Origin of the sequence: Streptomyces sp. NPDC002888 (genome assembly GCF_042888465.1) — a bacterium.
Taxonomy (GTDB): domain Bacteria; phylum Actinomycetota; class Actinomycetes; order Streptomycetales; family Streptomycetaceae; genus Streptomyces.
This window is the reverse complement of record NZ_JBIAPU010000023.1, coordinates 82421-99793: the sequence shown is the minus strand read 5'-3', so window position 1 is coordinate 99793 and position 17373 is coordinate 82421. Positions and strand designations below refer to the sequence as shown.

Genomic DNA, 17373 nt, shown 5'->3' with positions numbered 1-17373 from the left:
CGGACTGCCATCCACCATGCGAACGGGGCGCTTCCGGTCGCAGCCAGCAGGGCACCGGCGGCACAACCACCCATGAGGGAGGGTCGGGAGAGAGAAGCCATGGCCCGTCATGCTGCCGACGGCGACTCGTGGTGCCGTCCGGGATGTCCCCACGAACCCCCGGAGCGGACCCCGAGGCCGTTGTGGCGCACGGCCGACTGACTCGGGCTTGACCCGGCGTGACCCGGTGTGGCTTGCGCTCCCCTGGGCGGGGGCGCAAGCCGAGGGCTACTCCGGCTGGTGTTCCGGGCCCCCGAAGTCCGGGCTGGTGTAGTCCGGGCTCGAGAAGCTCGGTCGTGAGCCGCGGGCTCCGTCGTCGGCGGGGCTGGTGAAGCCGGGACGGCCGTATCCGAGGTGCGGGATGCGACCGGTCGGCGTCGGCGGGGCCGTGCGGTGCAGTGCGGCGGTGGTGCCGGGGTCGGCCAGGGCGTCCCGCAGGAACGGCAGGACGCCGCGCTCCAGGAGTGCCTCGCCCCAGGCATCCCTGGCCCGCGTCACCTCCTCGTTCAGCTCGCCGTCCGGACCCTCCGACGGCGAGGGGCGGTTGCGCAGCGCGGTGAGCAGCAGCCCGACGGTGGCGACGAGGATCGCGGCCGCGGTCATGGCGCCGAACACCCAACCGGCGGTGAGCAGGGTCTGGGCGAAGGCCGGCTCGGGGGCGAGCATCTTCAGGATGTAACCCACGAGCAGGAAGATCGCCGCGGCCGTTCCGGCGAGGACGGGGGCCAGGACCGCGACGACGGCGACGGCGCCCGCGCCGGCGGTCTCGGCGACCTGGCCCATGGTGGCGGCGAGCCCCGTCGTGCCCACGTCCGGCTCCGAGGAGCCGGAGTCGCGGGCCGACGACGGGGTGGACGGCGCCGGATGGCGCAGTTCCTCGCGGACCTTCACGTAGTGCTGGTACTCGGTCGCCGCGGCCGCCGTGATGAGTGCGGTGGCGTTGAGCGCCATGGTGCGCAGCTGTTCGGGGTTGAGCCGCTGTCCCACAGCGGCCAGTTCCGGGCGGTGTGGTGCGGAGCGCAGCGCCTCGTCGAGGATCCGCTCGTACTCCTGGCGGTCCTCGCTGTGCAGGTGCTGCGGAACGCTGTTCATGTGCATCCCCCGATGCTCCGTAGGGCTTGGGGCTCGCATGCCAACGAGCCGTCGGGCAGAAACGGAGGGGAGCCTGCTACGGATAAGGCGATGGTAGAGCGGTGACGGCACACGGTGACAGGGGGTTTGCGGAAATTGGCCCCTGGCCTGCGCCGTCGCCCGCCGTTCCGACGTCGGGGGACGCCTGCCCGGTGAACGTTCAGATATCCAGCGGAAGTTGCTGGACCAGCAGCTTTCCGGCCATGGTCACCCCGCCGTCCATCGCGATGGCCAGCCCGTCGGCGTAGACGTGCGGTCCTACGACCACGGGACCGCCCGAGTCCTCGCCCTCCTCGGAGCCGACCTCGCCGAGCAGGTACGGAATGGGGCTGTGGCCATGGACGATGCGGGTGCCGCCGTACATGTCGAGCAGGGAGCGTACGGCGTCGGCACCGCCCTCGTCGCGGAAGGAGAACCGCTTGGTGAACTTGCGGAAGAGGTCCCACACCTCGTCCGCGTCGTTGCGGGTGATCGTCTCGCGGATCGTGTCGTTGACCGCCTCGATCGAGTCGCCGTAGTCGAGATAGGCGGTCGTGTCGGAGTGCACGAGCAGGTGTCCGTCGACCTCCTCGACGGCGTCGAGGCGGGCCATCCACTGCAGGTGGTGGTCCTGGAGGCGGTCCATGTCGGACTTCTGGCCGCCGTTGAGCAGCCAGGCCGCCTGGAAGGTGGCGGTACCCGCGCCGGAGTTGACGGGGGTGTCGCCGAACCGCTTGGCGCCGAGCAGCAGCAGCTCGTGGTTGCCCATGAGGGCCTTGCAGTAGCCGCCGGCCGCGGCGGCCTCGGCGGACAGCCGCATCACTAGGTCGATGACGCCGATGCCGTCGGGACCGCGGTCGGTGAAGTCGCCGAGGAACCACAGCCGCGCGGTGCCCGCGCTCCACTCGCCCGCGGCGTCGATCAGCCCCTTCTCCTGCAGGGCGGCCACCAACTCGTCGATGTAGCCGTGCACGTCGCCGACGACGTAGAGGGGGCCCTGGCCGGTGGCGGCCTGCGGGGCCGCGGCCACGGCCGGGTCAACCGTCACCTGGAGCGTGTCACCCCGGTTGATGACCGGCAGATCGCGCTGTGTGGGGGTGTACCCCTCCGGGTGCTCCAACGGCTCCTCGACCGGGCGCATCGCGTCGCCCGGGTGGGTGCTGGGGGCGTACGGACCGGTCTCGTGGACGTATGCGGGCACCCGGAAGTCGCGCAACGTCGCCGTGCGCTCCACCTCGGGTCCCTGACCGGCCCCCTGAGTCATCAGACCCCTCCACCATCGCGCCGCATCTGCACCGCATCGGACTGCCTGGTCGCAGCGGCCCGCGGGTGTCGTGGGCCCATCATAGGAATGCGGATCGCGCTGTGTGATGACCCAGGGGTGGTGAATCGGGGCAGGGCTCCCGTTCCACGCGGCTTTCGCCCCGATTGGGCCGGGCTTCGTCCACCCCCGGGCACAGCCTGGCCACATCGCGGACCACACCCCCGCGCTACTCCTCCTCGGGCGCCCGCGGTGGGCTGACCGTCGTCCGCGGCGGACGACGCTGGGAGGAGGTGCGCACGATCAGCTCGGTCGGTATCACCTGCTCGACCGGTTGGTCCGACTCGACCCCCTCGATGGCGTCGATGAGGAGCTGGACCACCGCCGTGCCGATGCGGCGCGGCTTGAGGGAGAGCGTGGTGATGGGCGGCTCGGTGTTGGCGTACACGGTGGACTCGCTGCAGCAGACCAGCAGCAGGTCGTCCGGAACGCGCAGACCGTAGCGGCGGGCGGCGGCGAGCAGATCGGTGCCGTTGGGGTCGAACAGTCCGTAGACGGCGTCGGGGCGGTCGGGCCGGGCGAGCAGCCGGTCGGCGGCGACGGCGCCCGCGCACGGATCGTGCGCCGGGTAGGCCTCGTACACCGGATCCTGGCCCACACGCTCGCACCAGCGCAGGTACGCGGTGGTCGACAGGTGGGTGTACGTGTCCGTCGTCGTCCCCGTCAGCAGACCGATGCGGCGGGCGCCTGCGTCGGCCAGGTGGTCGAGGATGCCCAGGACGGCGGCCTCGTGGTCGTTGTCGACCCACGCCGTGACCGGGAGCGCGCCGGCCGGGCGGCCGTCGGAGACGACCGGTAAGCCCTGGCGGACCAGTTCGCTGACGACCGGGTCCTGGTCGGAGGGGTCGATGACGACCGTGCCGTCCAGGGCGACGTTCGACCACACGTCGTGGCGGGAGGTCGCCGGCAGGATGACGAGCGCGTAGCCGCGGGCGAGCGCGGCCGAGGTCGCGGCGCGGGCCATCTCGGCGAAGTACGCGAACTCGGTGAAGGTGAAAGGTTCATCCCCGTACGTCGTCACGGTAAGGCCGATGAGGCCCGACTTGCCGGTTCGGAGGGTTCTGGCCGCGGCCGACGGGCGATAGCCCAGCCGGTCGGCGACCTCGCGGACATGGCGTCGGGTGGCGTCCGGGAGCCGGCCCTTGCCGTTGAGGGCGTCGGAGACGGTCGTGATGGAGACTCCGGCGGCGGCGGCCACGTCCCTGATGCCCGCTCGGCCCGACCGGCTGCCTCGGCGTGAGGTTTCCGCGCGGCTCACCTGATGCTTCCCTGCTGCTGTCATGGCGAGCCGATAGTAGGGCTCATGCGGTGGGGTAGGGCGGACGCATATGCACGCGTTGACAGGCACGTTTCTGCATGGCCAAATGGCATCAACCGCCTTGGAAATGAAGCCAGTTGAACGTTTCAAGCCCAGTACGTGACGTGGTAGCACGCATGAGCCTGCCAACTCTCCGATGTTTCGAAGAGGTCTCAACTCACCTTGACGAGGGATGCGCGCCACGGAGTGAGCTACCGGCGCATAGATATATGTATGACGCGCCCCCTGATTGGTACGGCTTCGTTCGGCGATGCCCCTGATGCGGACGGGGCCGAGGGTGATTACCGCTCACCAGTACGCAGGGGCGCCCAATCCTCATAGGGTGAGGAGTATTGGAAGCCGGTGGTCATGAGGAGGACTGCGGTGAGCGAGACGAGCCCCAAGTTGCGCGCCGAGCTGGAGGGAATCCCCACCTACAAGCCGGGCAAGCCCGCCGCGGCCGGCGGCCCGGTTGCGTACAAGCTGTCCTCCAACGAGAACCCCTATCCGCCGCTGCCCGGTGTGATGGAGACCGTGACGGCGGCGGCCTGCAACTTCAACCGGTACCCCGACATGGCGTGCACGGGGCTGATGAACGAGCTGTCCGAGCGCTTCGCCGTCCCGCTCTCCCACCTGGCGACCGGCACCGGTTCGGTCGGTGTGGCCCAGCAGCTGGTCCAGGCCACCTCCGGACCCGGCGACGAGGTGATCTACGCCTGGCGCTCCTTCGAGGCGTACCCGATCATCACGCAGATCAGCGGCGCGACGTCGGTACGGGTGCCACTGACGCCGGGTGACGTGCACGACCTGGACGCGATGGCCGCGGCGATCACCGACCGGACCCGGCTGATCTTCGTCTGCAACCCGAACAACCCGACGGGCACGGTCGTGAAGCGGGCCGAGCTGGAGCGGTTCCTGGATCGGGTGCCCGGCGATGTCCTGGTCGTCCTCGACGAGGCGTACCGGGAGTTCATCCGCGACCCCGAGGTGCCCGACGGTGTCGAGCTGTACCGGGAGCGCCCCAATGTCTGCGTCCTGCGGACGTTCTCCAAGGCGTACGGCCTGGCCGGGCTGCGGGTGGGCTTCGCCATCGCCCACGAGCCGGTCGCGGCTGCGCTGCGCAAGACGGCGGTGCCGTTCGGTGTGAGCCAAATCGCACAGGACGCGGCGATTGCCTCCCTGCGAGCGGAGGACGAGCTGATCGGCCGGGTCGGCTCCCTGGTGTGTGAGCGCACGCGCGTGGTCGAGGCGCTGCGTGGCCAGGGCTGGACGGTCCCCGAGACCCAGGCCAACTTCGTGTGGCTGCGGCTGGGGGAGCGCACGGTCGACTTCGCGGCGGCGTGCGAGCAGGCAGGTGTTGTGATCAGGCCTTTCGCCGGTGAGGGTGTGCGGGTGACGGTCGGGGAGACCGAGGGGAACGACATCTTCCTGAAGGCGGCGGAAGGGTTCCGGAAGGAGCTGTAAGGCCCGCTGTAGAGCTCGCGAGGGGCTACCAGGTCCCCGTTTCACGTGAAACGGGGGCCCCCCTTTGGAGGGCCGGAAACACGTGCTGCATAATGGCTTGTGAATGTGAACGCATTCACAAGCGTGTGAAGTAAGGAGCGGCGACGTGGACCTGGCTTTGGCGCCGGAGACCCTGGCGCGCTGGCAGTTCGGCATCACGACCGTCTACCACTTCCTGTTCGTCCCCCTGACGATCTCGCTGGCCGCGCTCACAGCGGGCCTCCAGACCGCCTGGGTCCGGACACAGAAGGAGAAGTACCTCAGGGCGACGAAGTTCTGGGGCAAGCTCTTCCTGATCAACATCGCGATGGGTGTCGTCACCGGCATCGTGCAGGAGTTCCAGTTCGGCATGAACTGGTCCGACTACTCCCGCTTCGTCGGTGACATCTTCGGTGCCCCGCTCGCCTTCGAGGCCCTCATCGCCTTCTTCTTCGAGTCCACCTTCATCGGTCTGTGGATCTTCGGCTGGGACAAGCTCCCCCAGAAGATCCACCTGGCCTGCATCTGGATGGTCTCGCTCGGCACGATCCTGTCGGCCTACTTCATCCTCGCGGCCAACTCGTGGATGCAGCACCCGGTCGGCTACCGGATCAATGAGGAGAAGGGCAGGGCCGAGCTCACCGACTTCTGGGCCGTCCTCACCCAGAACACCGCGCTCAGCCAGGCGTTCCACACCCTCTCGGCCGCCTTCCTGACCGGTGGCGCCTTCATGGTCGGCATCGCGGCCTTCCACCTCACCCGCAAGAAGCACGTGCGGGAGATGAAGACCTCGCTGCGGCTCGGACTCGTCACCGTGGTCATCGGCGGCATGCTCACCGCGATCAGCGGAGACGTCCTCGGCAAGGTCATGTTCGAGCAGCAGCCGATGAAGATGGCTGCGGCCGAGGCCCTGTGGGACGGCGACGCGCCGGCGCCCTTCTCGGTCTTCGCCGTCGGCGACGTCGACAAGGGCCACAACAAGGTCGCCATCGAGATACCCGGCCTGCTGTCCTTCCTGGCCAAGGACGACTTCAGCTCGTACGTCCCCGGCATCAACGACGTCAACAAGGCCGAGCAGGACAAGTTCGGACCCGGCGACTACCGGCCCAACATCCCGGTCGCCTACTGGGGCTTCCGCTGGATGATCGGCTTCGGCATGACGTCCTTCGCGATCGGCCTGGCCGGGCTGTGGCTGACCCGCAAGAAGTTCCTGCTGCCGCAGCACCTGAGGGTGGGCGACGACGAGGTGCCGCACCTGGCGCTGCTGCCCGGCAAGGCGCTCGGCCCGACGCTCACCAAGTGGTACTGGCGCATCGCGATCCTCACCCTGGGCTTCCCGCTGATCGCCAACTCCTGGGGCTGGATCTTCACCGAGATGGGCCGCCAGCCGTGGGTCGTGTACGGCGTGCTCCAGACCCGTGACGCGGTCTCCCCCGGCGTCTCCCAGGGCGAGGTCCTCACCTCGATGATCGTCTTCACCACCCTGTACGCCGTCCTCGCGGTGGTCGAGGTGAAGCTGCTCGCCAAGTACGTCAAGGCCGGGCCGCCCGAGCTCACCGAGGCCGACCTCAACCCGCCCACGAAGATCGGCGGCGACTCCCGTGACGCCGACAAGCCGATGGCCTTCTCGTACTAGGCCGAGGGAGCTGAACAGTCATGGAACTGCACGACGTCTGGTTCGTCCTCATCGCCGTCCTGTGGATCGGCTACTTCTTCCTGGAGGGGTTCGACTTCGGGGTGGGCGTCCTCACCAAGCTGCTCGCCCGTGACCGGCTCGAGAAGCGGGTGCTGATCAACACCATCGGACCCGTCTGGGACGGCAACGAGGTGTGGCTGCTGACGGCCGGTGGCGCCACCTTCGCCGCGTTCCCCGAGTGGTACGCCACGCTCTTCTCCGGCTTCTACCTGCCCCTGCTGGTGATCCTGGTCTGCCTGATCGTGCGGGGCGTCGCCTTCGAGTACCGGGTGAAGCGGCCTGAGGAGAACTGGCAGCGCAACTGGGAGACCGCGATCTTCTGGACCTCGCTGCTTCCCGCGTTCCTGTGGGGCGTGGCCTTCGGCAACATCGTGCGGGGCGTGAAGATCGACCAGAACTTCGAGTACGTCGGCAGCGTCGGGGACCTGCTCAACCCGTACGCGCTTCTCGGTGGACTGGTGACGCTCACGCTGTTCACCTTCCACGGGGCGGTGTTCACCGCGCTCAAGACCGTCGGGGACATCCGGGAGCGGGCACGGAAGCTGGCGCTCAAGGTCGGCCTGGTCACGGCCGTGCTCGCGCTGGTCTTCCTGCTGTGGACGCAGGCCGAGAGCGGTGATGCCAAGAGCCTGGTCGCGATGGTCGTGGCGGTCGCCGCCCTGGTCGCGGCGCTCGTGGCGAACCAGGCGGGGCGCGAGGGCTGGTCGTTCGCCCTCTCCGGCGTCACCATCGTGGCCGCCGTGGCGATGCTCTTCCTGACGCTCTTCCCGAACGTCATGCCGTCCTCGCTCAACGCGGACTGGAACCTCACGGTCACCAACGCCTCGTCGAGCCCGTACACCCTGAAGATCATGACCTGGTGCGCGGGGATCGCCACGCCGATCGTGATGCTGTACCAGGGCTGGACCTACTGGGTGTTCAGCAAGCGGATCGGCACCCAGCACATCGCCGAAGCCACTCACTGAGGTGTGTTTCACGTGAAACCGATCGATCCGCGTCTCCTCCGGTACGCACGCGCCACTCGCGGCTTTCTGGCGGCCGTCGTCGTCCTGGGCGCCCTGGGTGCGGGGCTGGTCGTCGCGCAGGCGATGCTCATCGCCGAGGCGGTGGTCGGCGCGTTCCAGCACGGCATGTCCGTCCCCGAGCTCCGCACTCCCCTGCTGCTGTTGGTGGCCGTGGCGATCGGTCGTGCGCTGGTTGCCTGGCTCACTGAACTCGCCGCGCACCGCGCGAGTGCGGCGGTGAAGTCGGAGCTGCGGGGGCGGCTCCTGGAGCGGGCCGCCGCGCTCGGCCCGGGCTGGCTGAGCGGGCAGCGGACCGGATCGCTGGTCGCCCTCGCGACGCGGGGAGTCGACGCCCTCGACGACTACTTCTCGCGCTATCTGCCGCAGTTGGGGCTCGCGGTGGTCGTGCCGGTGGCGGTGCTGGTGCGGATCGTGACCGAGGACTGGGTCTCCGCCGCGATCATCGTCGGCACGCTGCCGCTCATCCCGGTCTTCATGATGCTGATCGGCTGGGCCACCCAGTCCCGGATGGACCGTCAGTGGCGGCTGCTGTCCCGGCTCTCCGGGCACTTCCTGGACGTGGTCGCGGGACTGCCGACCCTGAAGGTGTTCGGGCGGGCCAAGGCACAGGCCGATTCGATCCGGCGCATCACCGGCGAGTACCGGCTGGCGACCATGCGGACCCTGCGGATCGCCTTCCTCTCCTCCTTCGCCCTGGAGCTGCTCTCCACGCTCTCGGTGGCCCTGGTCGCCGTGACGATCGGCATGCGGCTCGTCCACGGCGAGATGGACCTGTACATCGGCCTGGTCGTCCTCGTCCTCGCACCCGAGGCGTATCTGCCGCTGCGCCAGGTCGGCGCGCAGTACCACGCGGCGGCGGAGGGGCTCGCGGCGGCCGAGGAGATCTTCGCCGTGCTGGAGACCCCCGTGCCGGCCTCGGGCACGACGGCCGTACCGGCGGGCGGGGTGGCCTTCGAGGGCGTGACGGTCCGCTACCCGGGGCGGTCCGTGGACGCGGTGTCGGACGTGTCCTTCGCCGTCGGCTCCGGGGAGACGGTGGCGCTCGTCGGGCCGAGCGGGGCGGGCAAGTCCACGCTGCTGAACGTGCTGCTGGGGTTCGTGCGGCCGACCGAGGGGCGGGTGCGGGCCGGGGGAGTCGATCTCGCCGAGGCCGATCTGGAGCAGTGGCGGTCGCGGATCGCATGGGTTCCGCAGCGGCCGCACCTGTACGCCGGGACGATCGCCGAGAACGTACGGCTGGCGCAGCCCGACGCGGACGACACCGCCGTGCGCGGGGCGCTGGCGGACGCCGGCGCGCTGGAGTTCGTGGAGGACCTGCCCGCCGGAACCGAGACCGTGCTCGGGGAGGACGGGGCGGGGTTGTCCGCCGGTCAGCGGCAGCGGCTCGCGCTGGCGCGGGCGTTCCTCGCGGACCGGCCCGTCCTGCTGCTGGACGAGCCGACGGCCGCGCTGGACGGGGAGACCGAGGCCGAGGTCGTCGCCGCGGTACGGCGGCTGGCGGCCGGCCGGACGGTGCTGCTGGTGGTGCACCGGCCGGCGCTGCTGGGCGTGGCGGACCGGGTGGTGCGGCTGGCGGAGACCGAAGCGTCCGCCCGCGTCGGTGCAGAGGGCGGGGACGCCTACCGCGCCGATACCGAGGGCAGGGAAACCGACCGCGTCGACGCCGTAGGCAGGGATGCCGCCGGGACACGTACGGTCGAGGCCGCCCCGGTGGGCGGTGAGCCGGTGTGCGGCGCGTCTGCCCTCGTCACGGCCGACGCGGCCGACATGAAGCTCCCGGCGACCACAGGGGGCGTCCTCGGCAGGGTCCGTGCCATGTCCGGGCCCCGGCGCGGGCGGCTCGCCCTCGCGCTGCTGCTGGGGAGCCTGGCGCTCGGCAGTGCCGTCGGGCTCATGGCCACCTCAGGGTGGCTCATCTCACGGGCCTCGCAGCAGCCGCCCGTGCTCTATCTGATGGTGGCCGTGACGGCGACGCGGGCGTTCGGCATCGGCCGGGCCGTCTTCCGGTACGCGGAGCGGCTGGTGTCGCACGACGCCGTGCTGCGGATGCTGGCCGACACGCGGGTCGCCGTGTACCGCCGGCTGGAGCGGCTGGCGCCCGCGGGACTGAGCCGGGCACGGCGGGGCGACCTGCTCTCGCGGCTGGTCGCCGACGTGGACGCGCTGCAGGACTACTGGCTGCGCTGGCTGCTGCCCGCCGGTGGCGCCGTTGTGGTCTCCGCCGGGTCCGTGGCCTTCACGGCGTGGCTGCTGCCCGAGGCGGGCGCTGTGCTCGCGGCGGGGCTGCTGGCGGCCGGCGTCGGGGTCCCGCTGGTCACCGGCGCCGTGGCGCGGCGCGCCGAACACCGGCTCGCCCCCGCCCGCGGGGTGCTGGCGACCCGCGCGGCGGACCTGCTCACCGGTACCGCGGAGCTGACCGTCGCCGGGGCCCTGCCTGGTCGTACGGCGCAGGTGCGGCAGGCCGACGCCGCGCTCACCCGGATCGCCTCGCGGGGGGCCACGGCCACCGCGCTCGGCGACGGACTGACCGCGCTCGTCTCCGGCCTCACCGTCGCCGCCGCGGCGCTCGTGGGTGCCCAGGCGGTGGCCGGCGGCCGACTGGGCGGCGTGGCGATGGCGGTCGTCGTCCTCACCCCTCTGGCCGCGTTCGAGGCCGTTCTCGGGCTGCCGCTCGCCGTGCAGTACCGACAGCGGGTGCGCAGGAGCGCGGAGCGCGTGTACGAGGTCCTGGACTCCCCCGAGCCCGTGCGTGAACCGGAGCGGCCCCGGCAGGTGCCCGCGTCGCCGTTCCCGCTCGTCGTCAAGGACCTGGCCGCCCGGCACACCGGGCAGGGCCGGGACGCCCTCGTCGGGCTCGACCTGACCCTCGAAGCAGGGCGGCGGATCGCCGTGGTCGGGCCGTCCGGGTCCGGCAAGACGACGCTCGCGCAGGTGCTGCTGCGGTTCCTGGACGCGCAGGCCGGTGCGTACACCCTGGGCGGCGTCGACGCGTACGCGTTGGACGGCGACGACGTTCGGCGGCTCGTGGGGCTGTGTGCGCAGGACGCGCACCTCTTCGACAGCTCGGTGCGCGAGAACCTGCTCCTGGCGAAGAAGAACGCCACCGAGGACGACCTGCGCGGGGCGCTCGCGCGGGCCCGGCTGCTGGACTGGGCCGACAGCCTGCCCGACGGGCTCGACACGCTGATCGGCGAGCACGGCGCACGGATCTCGGGCGGACAACGCCAACGTCTCGCGCTGGCCCGCGCGTTGCTCGCCGACTTCCCGGTCCTCGTGCTGGACGAGCCCGCCGAGCACCTCGACCTGCCGACCGCCGACGCGCTCACCGCCGATCTGCTGGCCGCTACCGAGGGCCGTACGACCCTGCTCATCACCCACCGGCTGGCCGGCCTGGAGGCCGTGGACGAGGTCATCGTGCTGGACGAGGGACGGGTTGTGCAGCGTGGCTCCCACGCCGAACTGGCCGCAGCGGACGGGCCGCTGCGGCGGATGCTCGAACGGGAGGAGGAGTCGGAGCTGTTGGTGGGGGCGCGGTAGCGACGGCGAGTGGTGGGACTGAGCCATCCGGGCGGGTGGTTCCCCCAGGCGTACGACTTGAACGGGCGGGAGCCGACGGGGCTGGGTCAGGATCGCTGACATGCGCTCATTTCGCCGCCATCCACGACTCATTGCGGTACTGGTGTGTGCGGCGGCGGTGCTCGCGGCCCGGCCCACGACCTCCGACGAGGACTTCGGGGACGGCCCCGACCCCAACCTCAGCGTCCAGGTGGCGCGGCTGTACGCGGACGCGGCCGTGGCGACGCAGCGGTACGAGGAGGGGCGGCGCGCGGCGGACGCGCAGGCGGCGGAGGTGGATCGGCTGGAGCAGCTCCTCGACCGTGAGCGTCGGGAGATCGCCGTGCACCACGAGGAACTGGGACGGATCGCACGTGCTCAGTACCGCGACAGCGGCGGACTCCCGGTCGCCGCGCAGATCATCCTCGCGGGCAGCCCGGACGAGCTGATGCGCGGTCAGCAGGTGTTCTCCCGGCAGAACGTGGCCGTCGCCAACGCGATCGGCAAGAGCCGCCGTGCCGAGGCGCGGCTCACCGCCGACGAGGGGAAGGCCGCGGCCGCCTGGCAGGCGTTGGAGCGGCGCAGGACCGAACTCGACGGCATCAAGAAGGACATCGAGGAGAAGCTGGAACAGGCGCGATGGCAGCTGCAGGGGCAGGCGGACGCCTCGGTCACCGCCGGATCGTGTCGTGGCGCCGTCCGCCTCGACCAGCCGCAGACGCAGTTCACGACCGCGTGGGTCGCGCCGGTCGAGGGGTACCAGCTCTCCGCCGGCTTCGGCAGCGGCGGTGCGCGCTGGGCGCACCGGCACACCGGGCAGGACTTCGCCGTCCCCATCGGGACCCCCGTGCGGGCGGTCGGGGAGGGGCGTGTGGTGAGGGTGTCGTGCGGGGGCGCGTTCGGCATCGAGGTCGTGCTCGAGCACGATGGCGGCTACTACACGCAGTACGCCCATCTCGCCGCCGTCACCGTCGACCAGGGCGACCGCGTGGCCACCGGGCAATGGATCGGGCAGTCCGGCACGACCGGCAACTCGACCGGCCCGCACCTGCACTTCGAGGTGCGGGTCACGCCGGAGCTGGGTTCCTCGCTGGATCCGGTGCCGTGGCTGGGCTCACGCGGGGTGTCACTGGGGTGAATCAGGCGGGGTGTCACTGGGGTGATTCAGGCGGGGGTGTCCCAGGACCCGCTACAGCCGCTCCGCCAGCAGCCGTTCGATCACGACCGCCACCCCGTCCTCGTTGTTGGCGACCGTCCGCCCCGAGGCGGCGACGACCACGTCGGGGTGGGCGTTGCCCATGGCGTAGGACTGCCCCGCCCAGGTGAGCATCTCGACGTCGTTGGGCATGTCACCGAAGGCGACGACCTGCTCGTGGGAGATGCCGCGCTCGGCGCAGCACAGGGCCAGCGTGCTGGCCTTGGAGACGCCGGGCCCGCTGATCTCCAGCAGGGCGCTGGGGCTGGACCGCGTGACGTTGGCGCGTTCACCGATGGCGAGGCGGGCCAGGGTGAGGAAGGCGTCGGGGTCGAGCGTGGGGTGGTAGGCGAGGATTTTGAGCACCGGCTCGGCCGAGCCGGGACCGTCCGGGGCCAGCAGCTCCTCTGCGGGTGCCAGCTCGTCGGGTATCTCCATGTGCAGCTTGGGATAGTCCGGCTCCTGGTAGAAGCCGTACGTCTGCTCCACCGCGTACACCGTGCCCGGCGCGGCCTCCCGCAGCAGCCGTACGGCGTCCAGCGCGTTCTCCCTCGCGAGCTCCCGCACCTTCACGAACCGGTGGGTACCGGGGCCGCCGTGCAGGTCGACCACGGCGGCGCCGTTGCCGCAGATCGCCAGGCCGTGCCCGTGGACGTGGTCGCTGACGACGTCCATCCAGCGGGCCGGGCGACCGGTGACGAAGAACACTTCGATGCCCGCCTCCTCGGCGGCTGCGAGAGCGGCGACGGTGCGGGGGGACACCGACTTGTCGTCGCGCAGCAGGGTGCCGTCGAGATCGGTGGCGATCAGCCGCGGCGGAACAGGGGCGGCGGTCGGGGTCTCGGGCTGTCGAGTCGCTGAGGTCACCCGGCCATTCTCGCTCAGATCATCCGTACGGCCGTGCGAGAGCCCTCACGGATGAGACCCGGACGACCGGTTGTCGAGGTCAGCCCAACTGCGCGGGGGCCTCCATGGCGATCCGCTCGAAGATCTTCTGGTCCGCGGCGAAGTCCGAGTCGGGGATCGGCCAGTGGATCACGAGCTCGGTGAAGCCCAGATCCTGGTGGCGGCCGGCGAAGTCGACGAAGGCGTCCAGGGACTCCAGCGGTCGGCCTCGGTCGGGAGTGAAGCCGGTGAGGAGGATCTTGTCGAGCCCGTTCACATCCCGTCCGATCGCGGCGCAGGCGTCGGCCAGCTTCTCGACCTGCCCATGAATGGCCTGAACCGACTGTTCCGGGGTGCCGTTCGCGTACAGCTTGGGGTCGCCCGTGGTCACCCACGCCTGCCCGTACCGTGCGGCGAGCCGAAGCCCGCGCGGCCCGGTCGCGGCGACCGCGAAGGGCAGCCGGGGCCGCTGTACACAACCCGGAATGTTGCGTGCCTCGTGCGCCGAGTAGAAGTCCCCCTCGTACGACACCGAGTCCTCGGTCAGTAGCCGGTCGAGCAGGGGAACGAACTCACCGAACCGGTCGGCACGCTCACGCGGGCTCCACGGCTCCTGGCCGAGCGCGGTGGCGTCGAAGCCGGTGCCGCCCGCGCCGATGCCCAGGGTGATCCGGCCGCCGGAGATGTCGTCCAGGGAGACCAGCTCCTTGGCGAGGGTCACCGGGTGCCGGAAGTTCGGCGAGGTCACCAGCGTGCCCAGACGCAGCCGCTCGGTGACGGACGCGGCAGCCGTCAGCGTCGGGACAGCCCCGAACCAGGGGCCGTCACGGAAGGTGCGCCAGGAAAGGTGGTCGTAGGTGTACGCGGTGTGGAAGCCGAGCTGCTCGGCACGCGTCCATGCCGAACGGCCGCCCTCGTTCCAACGGCGATACGGCAGGATCACGGTGCTCAGACGCAGACTCATGCTCCGAGCGTATGCGGCCCGTCGTGCTTCTCGTGAGCCGGTGGAGCATTCCGTGAAACAGGTCATGTTTCACGTGAAACAGTCACCGCACGCGGCTGCTCAGCCACGGACTGAGATGGATCACGGGGGTACTCCTTGTGCGTCCGGTCGCTGGGCAAGCGCACGATCAGGAACGCGGTCAGTGCGACTCGGGAAACCGCAGGTACCGCGGCGGTACCACCTGGGTGAGCCACACTCCGTTCGCGCTGATGTGGAAGACATGGCCGTCGCGGTGCATGGCAGCCGCGTCCACCGAGAGCACGACGGGACGGCCGCGGCGGGCGCCGACACGGGTCGCGGTCTCACGGTCGGCGGAAAGGTGCACGTCGTGCCGGTTCATGGGCCGCAGGCCCTCGGTGCGGATGCCGTCCAGGTTGCGGGCGACGGTGCCGTGATAGAGGTACGGCGGCGGGGTCGCCGGGGGTAGCCCGAGGTCGACCTCGATGCTGTGGCCCTGGCTGGCGCGGATCCGGGTGCCCTCGACCGCGAAGCGCTTCTTGTCGTTGGCGGCGACCACATGGTCCAGTTCGTCCCGGCTGAAGGAGAAGCCGTGGGCCGCGGCTGCCGAGATCAGTGTGTCGATGTCGACCCAGCCGGCCTCGTCGAGGGCGAGGCCGATGCGTTCGGGTTGGTGCCGCAGATGTTTGGAGAGGTACTTCGACACCTTCACGGTGCGTCTTTCGTCCATCCCCTCAGCATGACGCGAGAGACGTGGATCACGCATTTTGTTTTGACCCCGAGGTTTGATCCACAAGCAACTGCGGTTATCCACAGGCTGATTGGCCATTCTGTGGACAACTGGCCTGCGACCCAAGGGGTTTCGTCAAATTTGCTTGACCACAGGGGAGTTGGTCACGGGATGGCTCACCAGGGCGGCTCCGCCCGCGCCAGCGCCCGCAGCACCCCCGGCACCCACCGTGACATGAACCGCGCTCCCCGCGCCTCCGGAGTCACCGGCACCACTGCCTCGTTGCGGACGATCGCACGCAGGACCGCGTCGGCCACCTTCTCCGGCGGGTAGTTGCGCAATCCGTAGAGACGGGCCGCGCGCTTCTGGCGGCGGCGCTCCTCCTCCGCGTCGACGCCGGTGAAACGCGCCGTCGAGGTGATGTTCGTGTTGACGATGCCGGGGCAGATCGCCGTCACGCCGATGTCCTGCCCCGCCAACTCCGCGCGCAGGCACTCGCTCAGCATCAGCACCGCCGCCTTGGAGGTGCTGTAGGCGGGCAGCACCCGGGAGGGCTGGAACGCGGCCGCCGACGCGGTGTTGACGATATGGCCGCCCTGGCCGCGCTCGGCCATCTGCCGCCCGAAGAGACGGCATCCGTGGATGACGCCCCACAGGTTGACGTCCAGGACCCTGCGCCAGTCGTCGGACGTCGTGTCGAGGAAGGAGCCCGACAGTCCGATACCCGCGTTGTTCACCAGCACGTCCAGCACGCCGTACTCGGCGGCGACCCGCGCGGCGAGCTTCTCCATGGCCTGCTCGTCGGAGACGTCCACCGCCTCCGCCCACGCCTCGGGGGCGCCCATGAGGCGGGACGTCTCGGCGGTGCGGGCGGCTCCGTCCGCGTCCCGGTCGACGACGATCACCCGCGCGCCCGCCTCGGCGAACGCGAGCGCCGTGGCCCGCCCGATGCCGCTGGCCGCCCCGGTGACCAGCACGAGCTGCCCGCCGAAGCGGTCGGCGTACCGGCCTCCCGTGGCCGCCCGCTCCGGCCTGCCGTCCTCGACCGAGGCGACGAACTCCGTGATCCAGGCCGCCAGCCCGTCCGGGCGCGTGCGCGGGATCCAGTGCTTGGCGGGGAGCGTGCGGCGGGTCAGCTGCGGAACCCACCGCTCCAGCTCGTCGTACAGCCGCTCCGACAGGAACGCGTCCCCCAGGGGCGTGATGAGCTGCACGGGAGCGTGCGCGTGGGCGTCGGTGCGTGGCCTGCGCAGCCGGGACCGTACGTTGTCCCGGTACAGCCACGCGCCGTGTGCGGCGTCCGAGGGCAGCGAGGACGTCGGGTAGGCACCCGCGGGCACCTTCTCGAGGCGCCGGAGGATCCTCGGCCAGTGCCTGCCGAGAGGGCCGCGCCAGGCGGCCTCGGGGAGCGCGGGCGTGTGGAGCAGGTACACGTACCAGGACTTCGCGCCCTGCCCGACGAGCTGGCCGATCCGGCGCGGGGTGGGCCGCCTGACACGCTGGGCGATCCAGTGGCCGAAGTGGTCGAGCGATGGGCCGGACATCGACGTGAAGGACGCGATCCGGCCCTCGGTGCGTTCGACGGTCACGAACTCCCAGGCCTGCACCGAGCCCCAGTCGTGCCCCACCAGATGCACCGGCCGGTCCGGGCTGACGGCGTCCGCGACAGCCAGGAAGTCGTCCGTGAGCTTCTCCAGGGTGAACCCGCCGCGCAGCGGCCGCGGCGCCGTGGAGCGGCCGTGGCCCCGGACGTCGTACAGGACGACGTGGAAGCGACCGGCCAGCCGGGTCGCGACCTCGGACCACACCTCCTTGCTGTCCGGATAGCCGTGCACCAGGACGACCGTCGGCCGCGAGGAGTCCCCCAACTCCGCCACGCACAGCTCGACGCCACCGGTCCGCACCCAGCGCTCCCGCGCACCCTCCAGCACCGTCACTTCTCCTCCGCCCAGCACCACGTCGCTCCGACGAACCGGTCCGCACCGACTGCGCTACGTGCCCGTACCGTGACCCCGCCGAATCTGACAGTTGTTAGAGGCAGCGTCAATAGCAGGGGCCCGGGGTGGAGAGATCGCGT

General features: G+C 70.7%; 12 protein-coding genes. 5 read left to right on the top strand and 7 right to left on the bottom strand.

Features of this window, described 5'->3' with window-relative positions:
* Positions 1 to 267 precede the first annotated feature (267 nt).
* From ACFYWX_RS32590 to ACFYWX_RS32580, 3 genes are all read right to left on the bottom strand, one after another.
* Positions 268 to 1137, bottom strand: coding sequence for a hypothetical protein (locus ACFYWX_RS32590; RefSeq protein ID WP_389428291.1), 870 nt, complete (start codon positions 1135 to 1137; stop codon positions 268 to 270).
* A gap of 193 nt (positions 1138 to 1330) precedes the next feature.
* Entirely contained in the window at positions 1331 to 2413 is a 1083-nt protein-coding gene (locus ACFYWX_RS32585; RefSeq protein WP_389428289.1) for a metallophosphoesterase, read from the bottom strand.
* 226 nt (positions 2414 to 2639) lie between these two features.
* Positions 2640 to 3752 (bottom strand): LacI family DNA-binding transcriptional regulator, encoded by a 1113-nt coding sequence (locus tag ACFYWX_RS32580; protein ID WP_389428287.1) that lies wholly within the window; start codon positions 3750 to 3752, stop codon positions 2640 to 2642.
* A 399-nt stretch (positions 3753 to 4151) separates the two neighbouring features.
* Here ACFYWX_RS32580 and hisC point away from each other — a divergent pair, with 399 nt between their 5' ends.
* From hisC to ACFYWX_RS32555, 5 genes are all read left to right on the top strand, one after another.
* Positions 4152 to 5231, top strand: a complete 1080-nt coding sequence (gene hisC, locus ACFYWX_RS32575; RefSeq protein WP_389428285.1) for a histidinol-phosphate transaminase — start codon at positions 4152 to 4154, stop codon at positions 5229 to 5231.
* Between the two features lie 145 nt (positions 5232 to 5376).
* Positions 5377 to 6885 (top strand): cytochrome ubiquinol oxidase subunit I, encoded by a 1509-nt coding sequence (locus ACFYWX_RS32570; RefSeq protein ID WP_389428283.1) that lies wholly within the window; start codon positions 5377 to 5379, stop codon positions 6883 to 6885.
* A gap of 20 nt (positions 6886 to 6905) precedes the next feature.
* A complete protein-coding gene (cydB, locus tag ACFYWX_RS32565; RefSeq protein WP_389428281.1) occupies positions 6906 to 7910 on the top strand; it encodes a cytochrome d ubiquinol oxidase subunit II in 1005 nt (334 codons plus the stop codon).
* A 12-nt stretch (positions 7911 to 7922) separates the two neighbouring features.
* Complete coding sequence (gene cydD, locus ACFYWX_RS32560; protein WP_389428279.1) at positions 7923 to 11507, top strand: thiol reductant ABC exporter subunit CydD; 3585 nt, start codon at positions 7923 to 7925, stop codon at positions 11505 to 11507.
* Positions 11508 to 11607: 100 nt separating this feature from the next.
* Complete coding sequence (locus tag ACFYWX_RS32555; protein WP_389428277.1) at positions 11608 to 12663, top strand: peptidoglycan DD-metalloendopeptidase family protein; 1056 nt, start codon at positions 11608 to 11610, stop codon at positions 12661 to 12663.
* A gap of 51 nt (positions 12664 to 12714) precedes the next feature.
* Here the strand turns inward: ACFYWX_RS32555 and ACFYWX_RS32550 are convergent, their stop codons facing one another.
* The 4 genes from ACFYWX_RS32550 to ACFYWX_RS32535 form a co-directional block, all read right to left on the bottom strand.
* Positions 12715 to 13587 (bottom strand): HAD hydrolase family protein, encoded by an 873-nt coding sequence (locus ACFYWX_RS32550; protein ID WP_389428275.1) that lies wholly within the window; start codon positions 13585 to 13587, stop codon positions 12715 to 12717.
* Between the two features lie 79 nt (positions 13588 to 13666).
* Positions 13667 to 14569 carry an LLM class flavin-dependent oxidoreductase gene (locus tag ACFYWX_RS32545; protein WP_389428273.1) on the bottom strand — a complete coding sequence of 301 codons (903 nt, stop codon included), beginning with the start codon at positions 14567 to 14569 and terminating at the stop codon, positions 13667 to 13669.
* Between the two features lie 178 nt (positions 14570 to 14747).
* Positions 14748 to 15296: an RNA 2'-phosphotransferase gene (locus ACFYWX_RS32540; RefSeq protein ID WP_389428271.1), complete on the bottom strand. Its 549-nt coding sequence runs from the start codon at positions 15294 to 15296 to the stop codon at positions 14748 to 14750.
* A gap of 176 nt (positions 15297 to 15472) precedes the next feature.
* Positions 15473 to 17233 (bottom strand): SDR family oxidoreductase, encoded by a 1761-nt coding sequence (locus ACFYWX_RS32535; protein ID WP_389428269.1) that lies wholly within the window; start codon positions 17231 to 17233, stop codon positions 15473 to 15475.
* Positions 17234 to 17373 lie beyond the last annotated feature (140 nt).

Coding starts and splice junctions, on each gene's coding strand:
- ACFYWX_RS32580 (WP_389428287.1), bottom strand. CDS start 3,752: ATGACAGCAGCAGGGAAGCATCAGGTGAGCCGCGCGGAAACCTCACGC.
- ACFYWX_RS32585 (WP_389428289.1), bottom strand. CDS start 2,413: ATGACTCAGGGGGCCGGTCAGGGACCCGAGGTGGAGCGCACGGCGACG.
- ACFYWX_RS32545 (WP_389428273.1), bottom strand. CDS start 14,569: ATGAGTCTGCGTCTGAGCACCGTGATCCTGCCGTATCGCCGTTGGAAC.
- ACFYWX_RS32555 (WP_389428277.1), top strand. CDS start 11,608: ATGCGCTCATTTCGCCGCCATCCACGACTCATTGCGGTACTGGTGTGT.
- ACFYWX_RS32590 (WP_389428291.1), bottom strand. CDS start 1,137: ATGCACATGAACAGCGTTCCGCAGCACCTGCACAGCGAGGACCGCCAG.
- ACFYWX_RS32540 (WP_389428271.1), bottom strand. CDS start 15,296: ATGGACGAAAGACGCACCGTGAAGGTGTCGAAGTACCTCTCCAAACAT.
- cydB (WP_389428281.1), top strand. CDS start 6,906: ATGGAACTGCACGACGTCTGGTTCGTCCTCATCGCCGTCCTGTGGATC.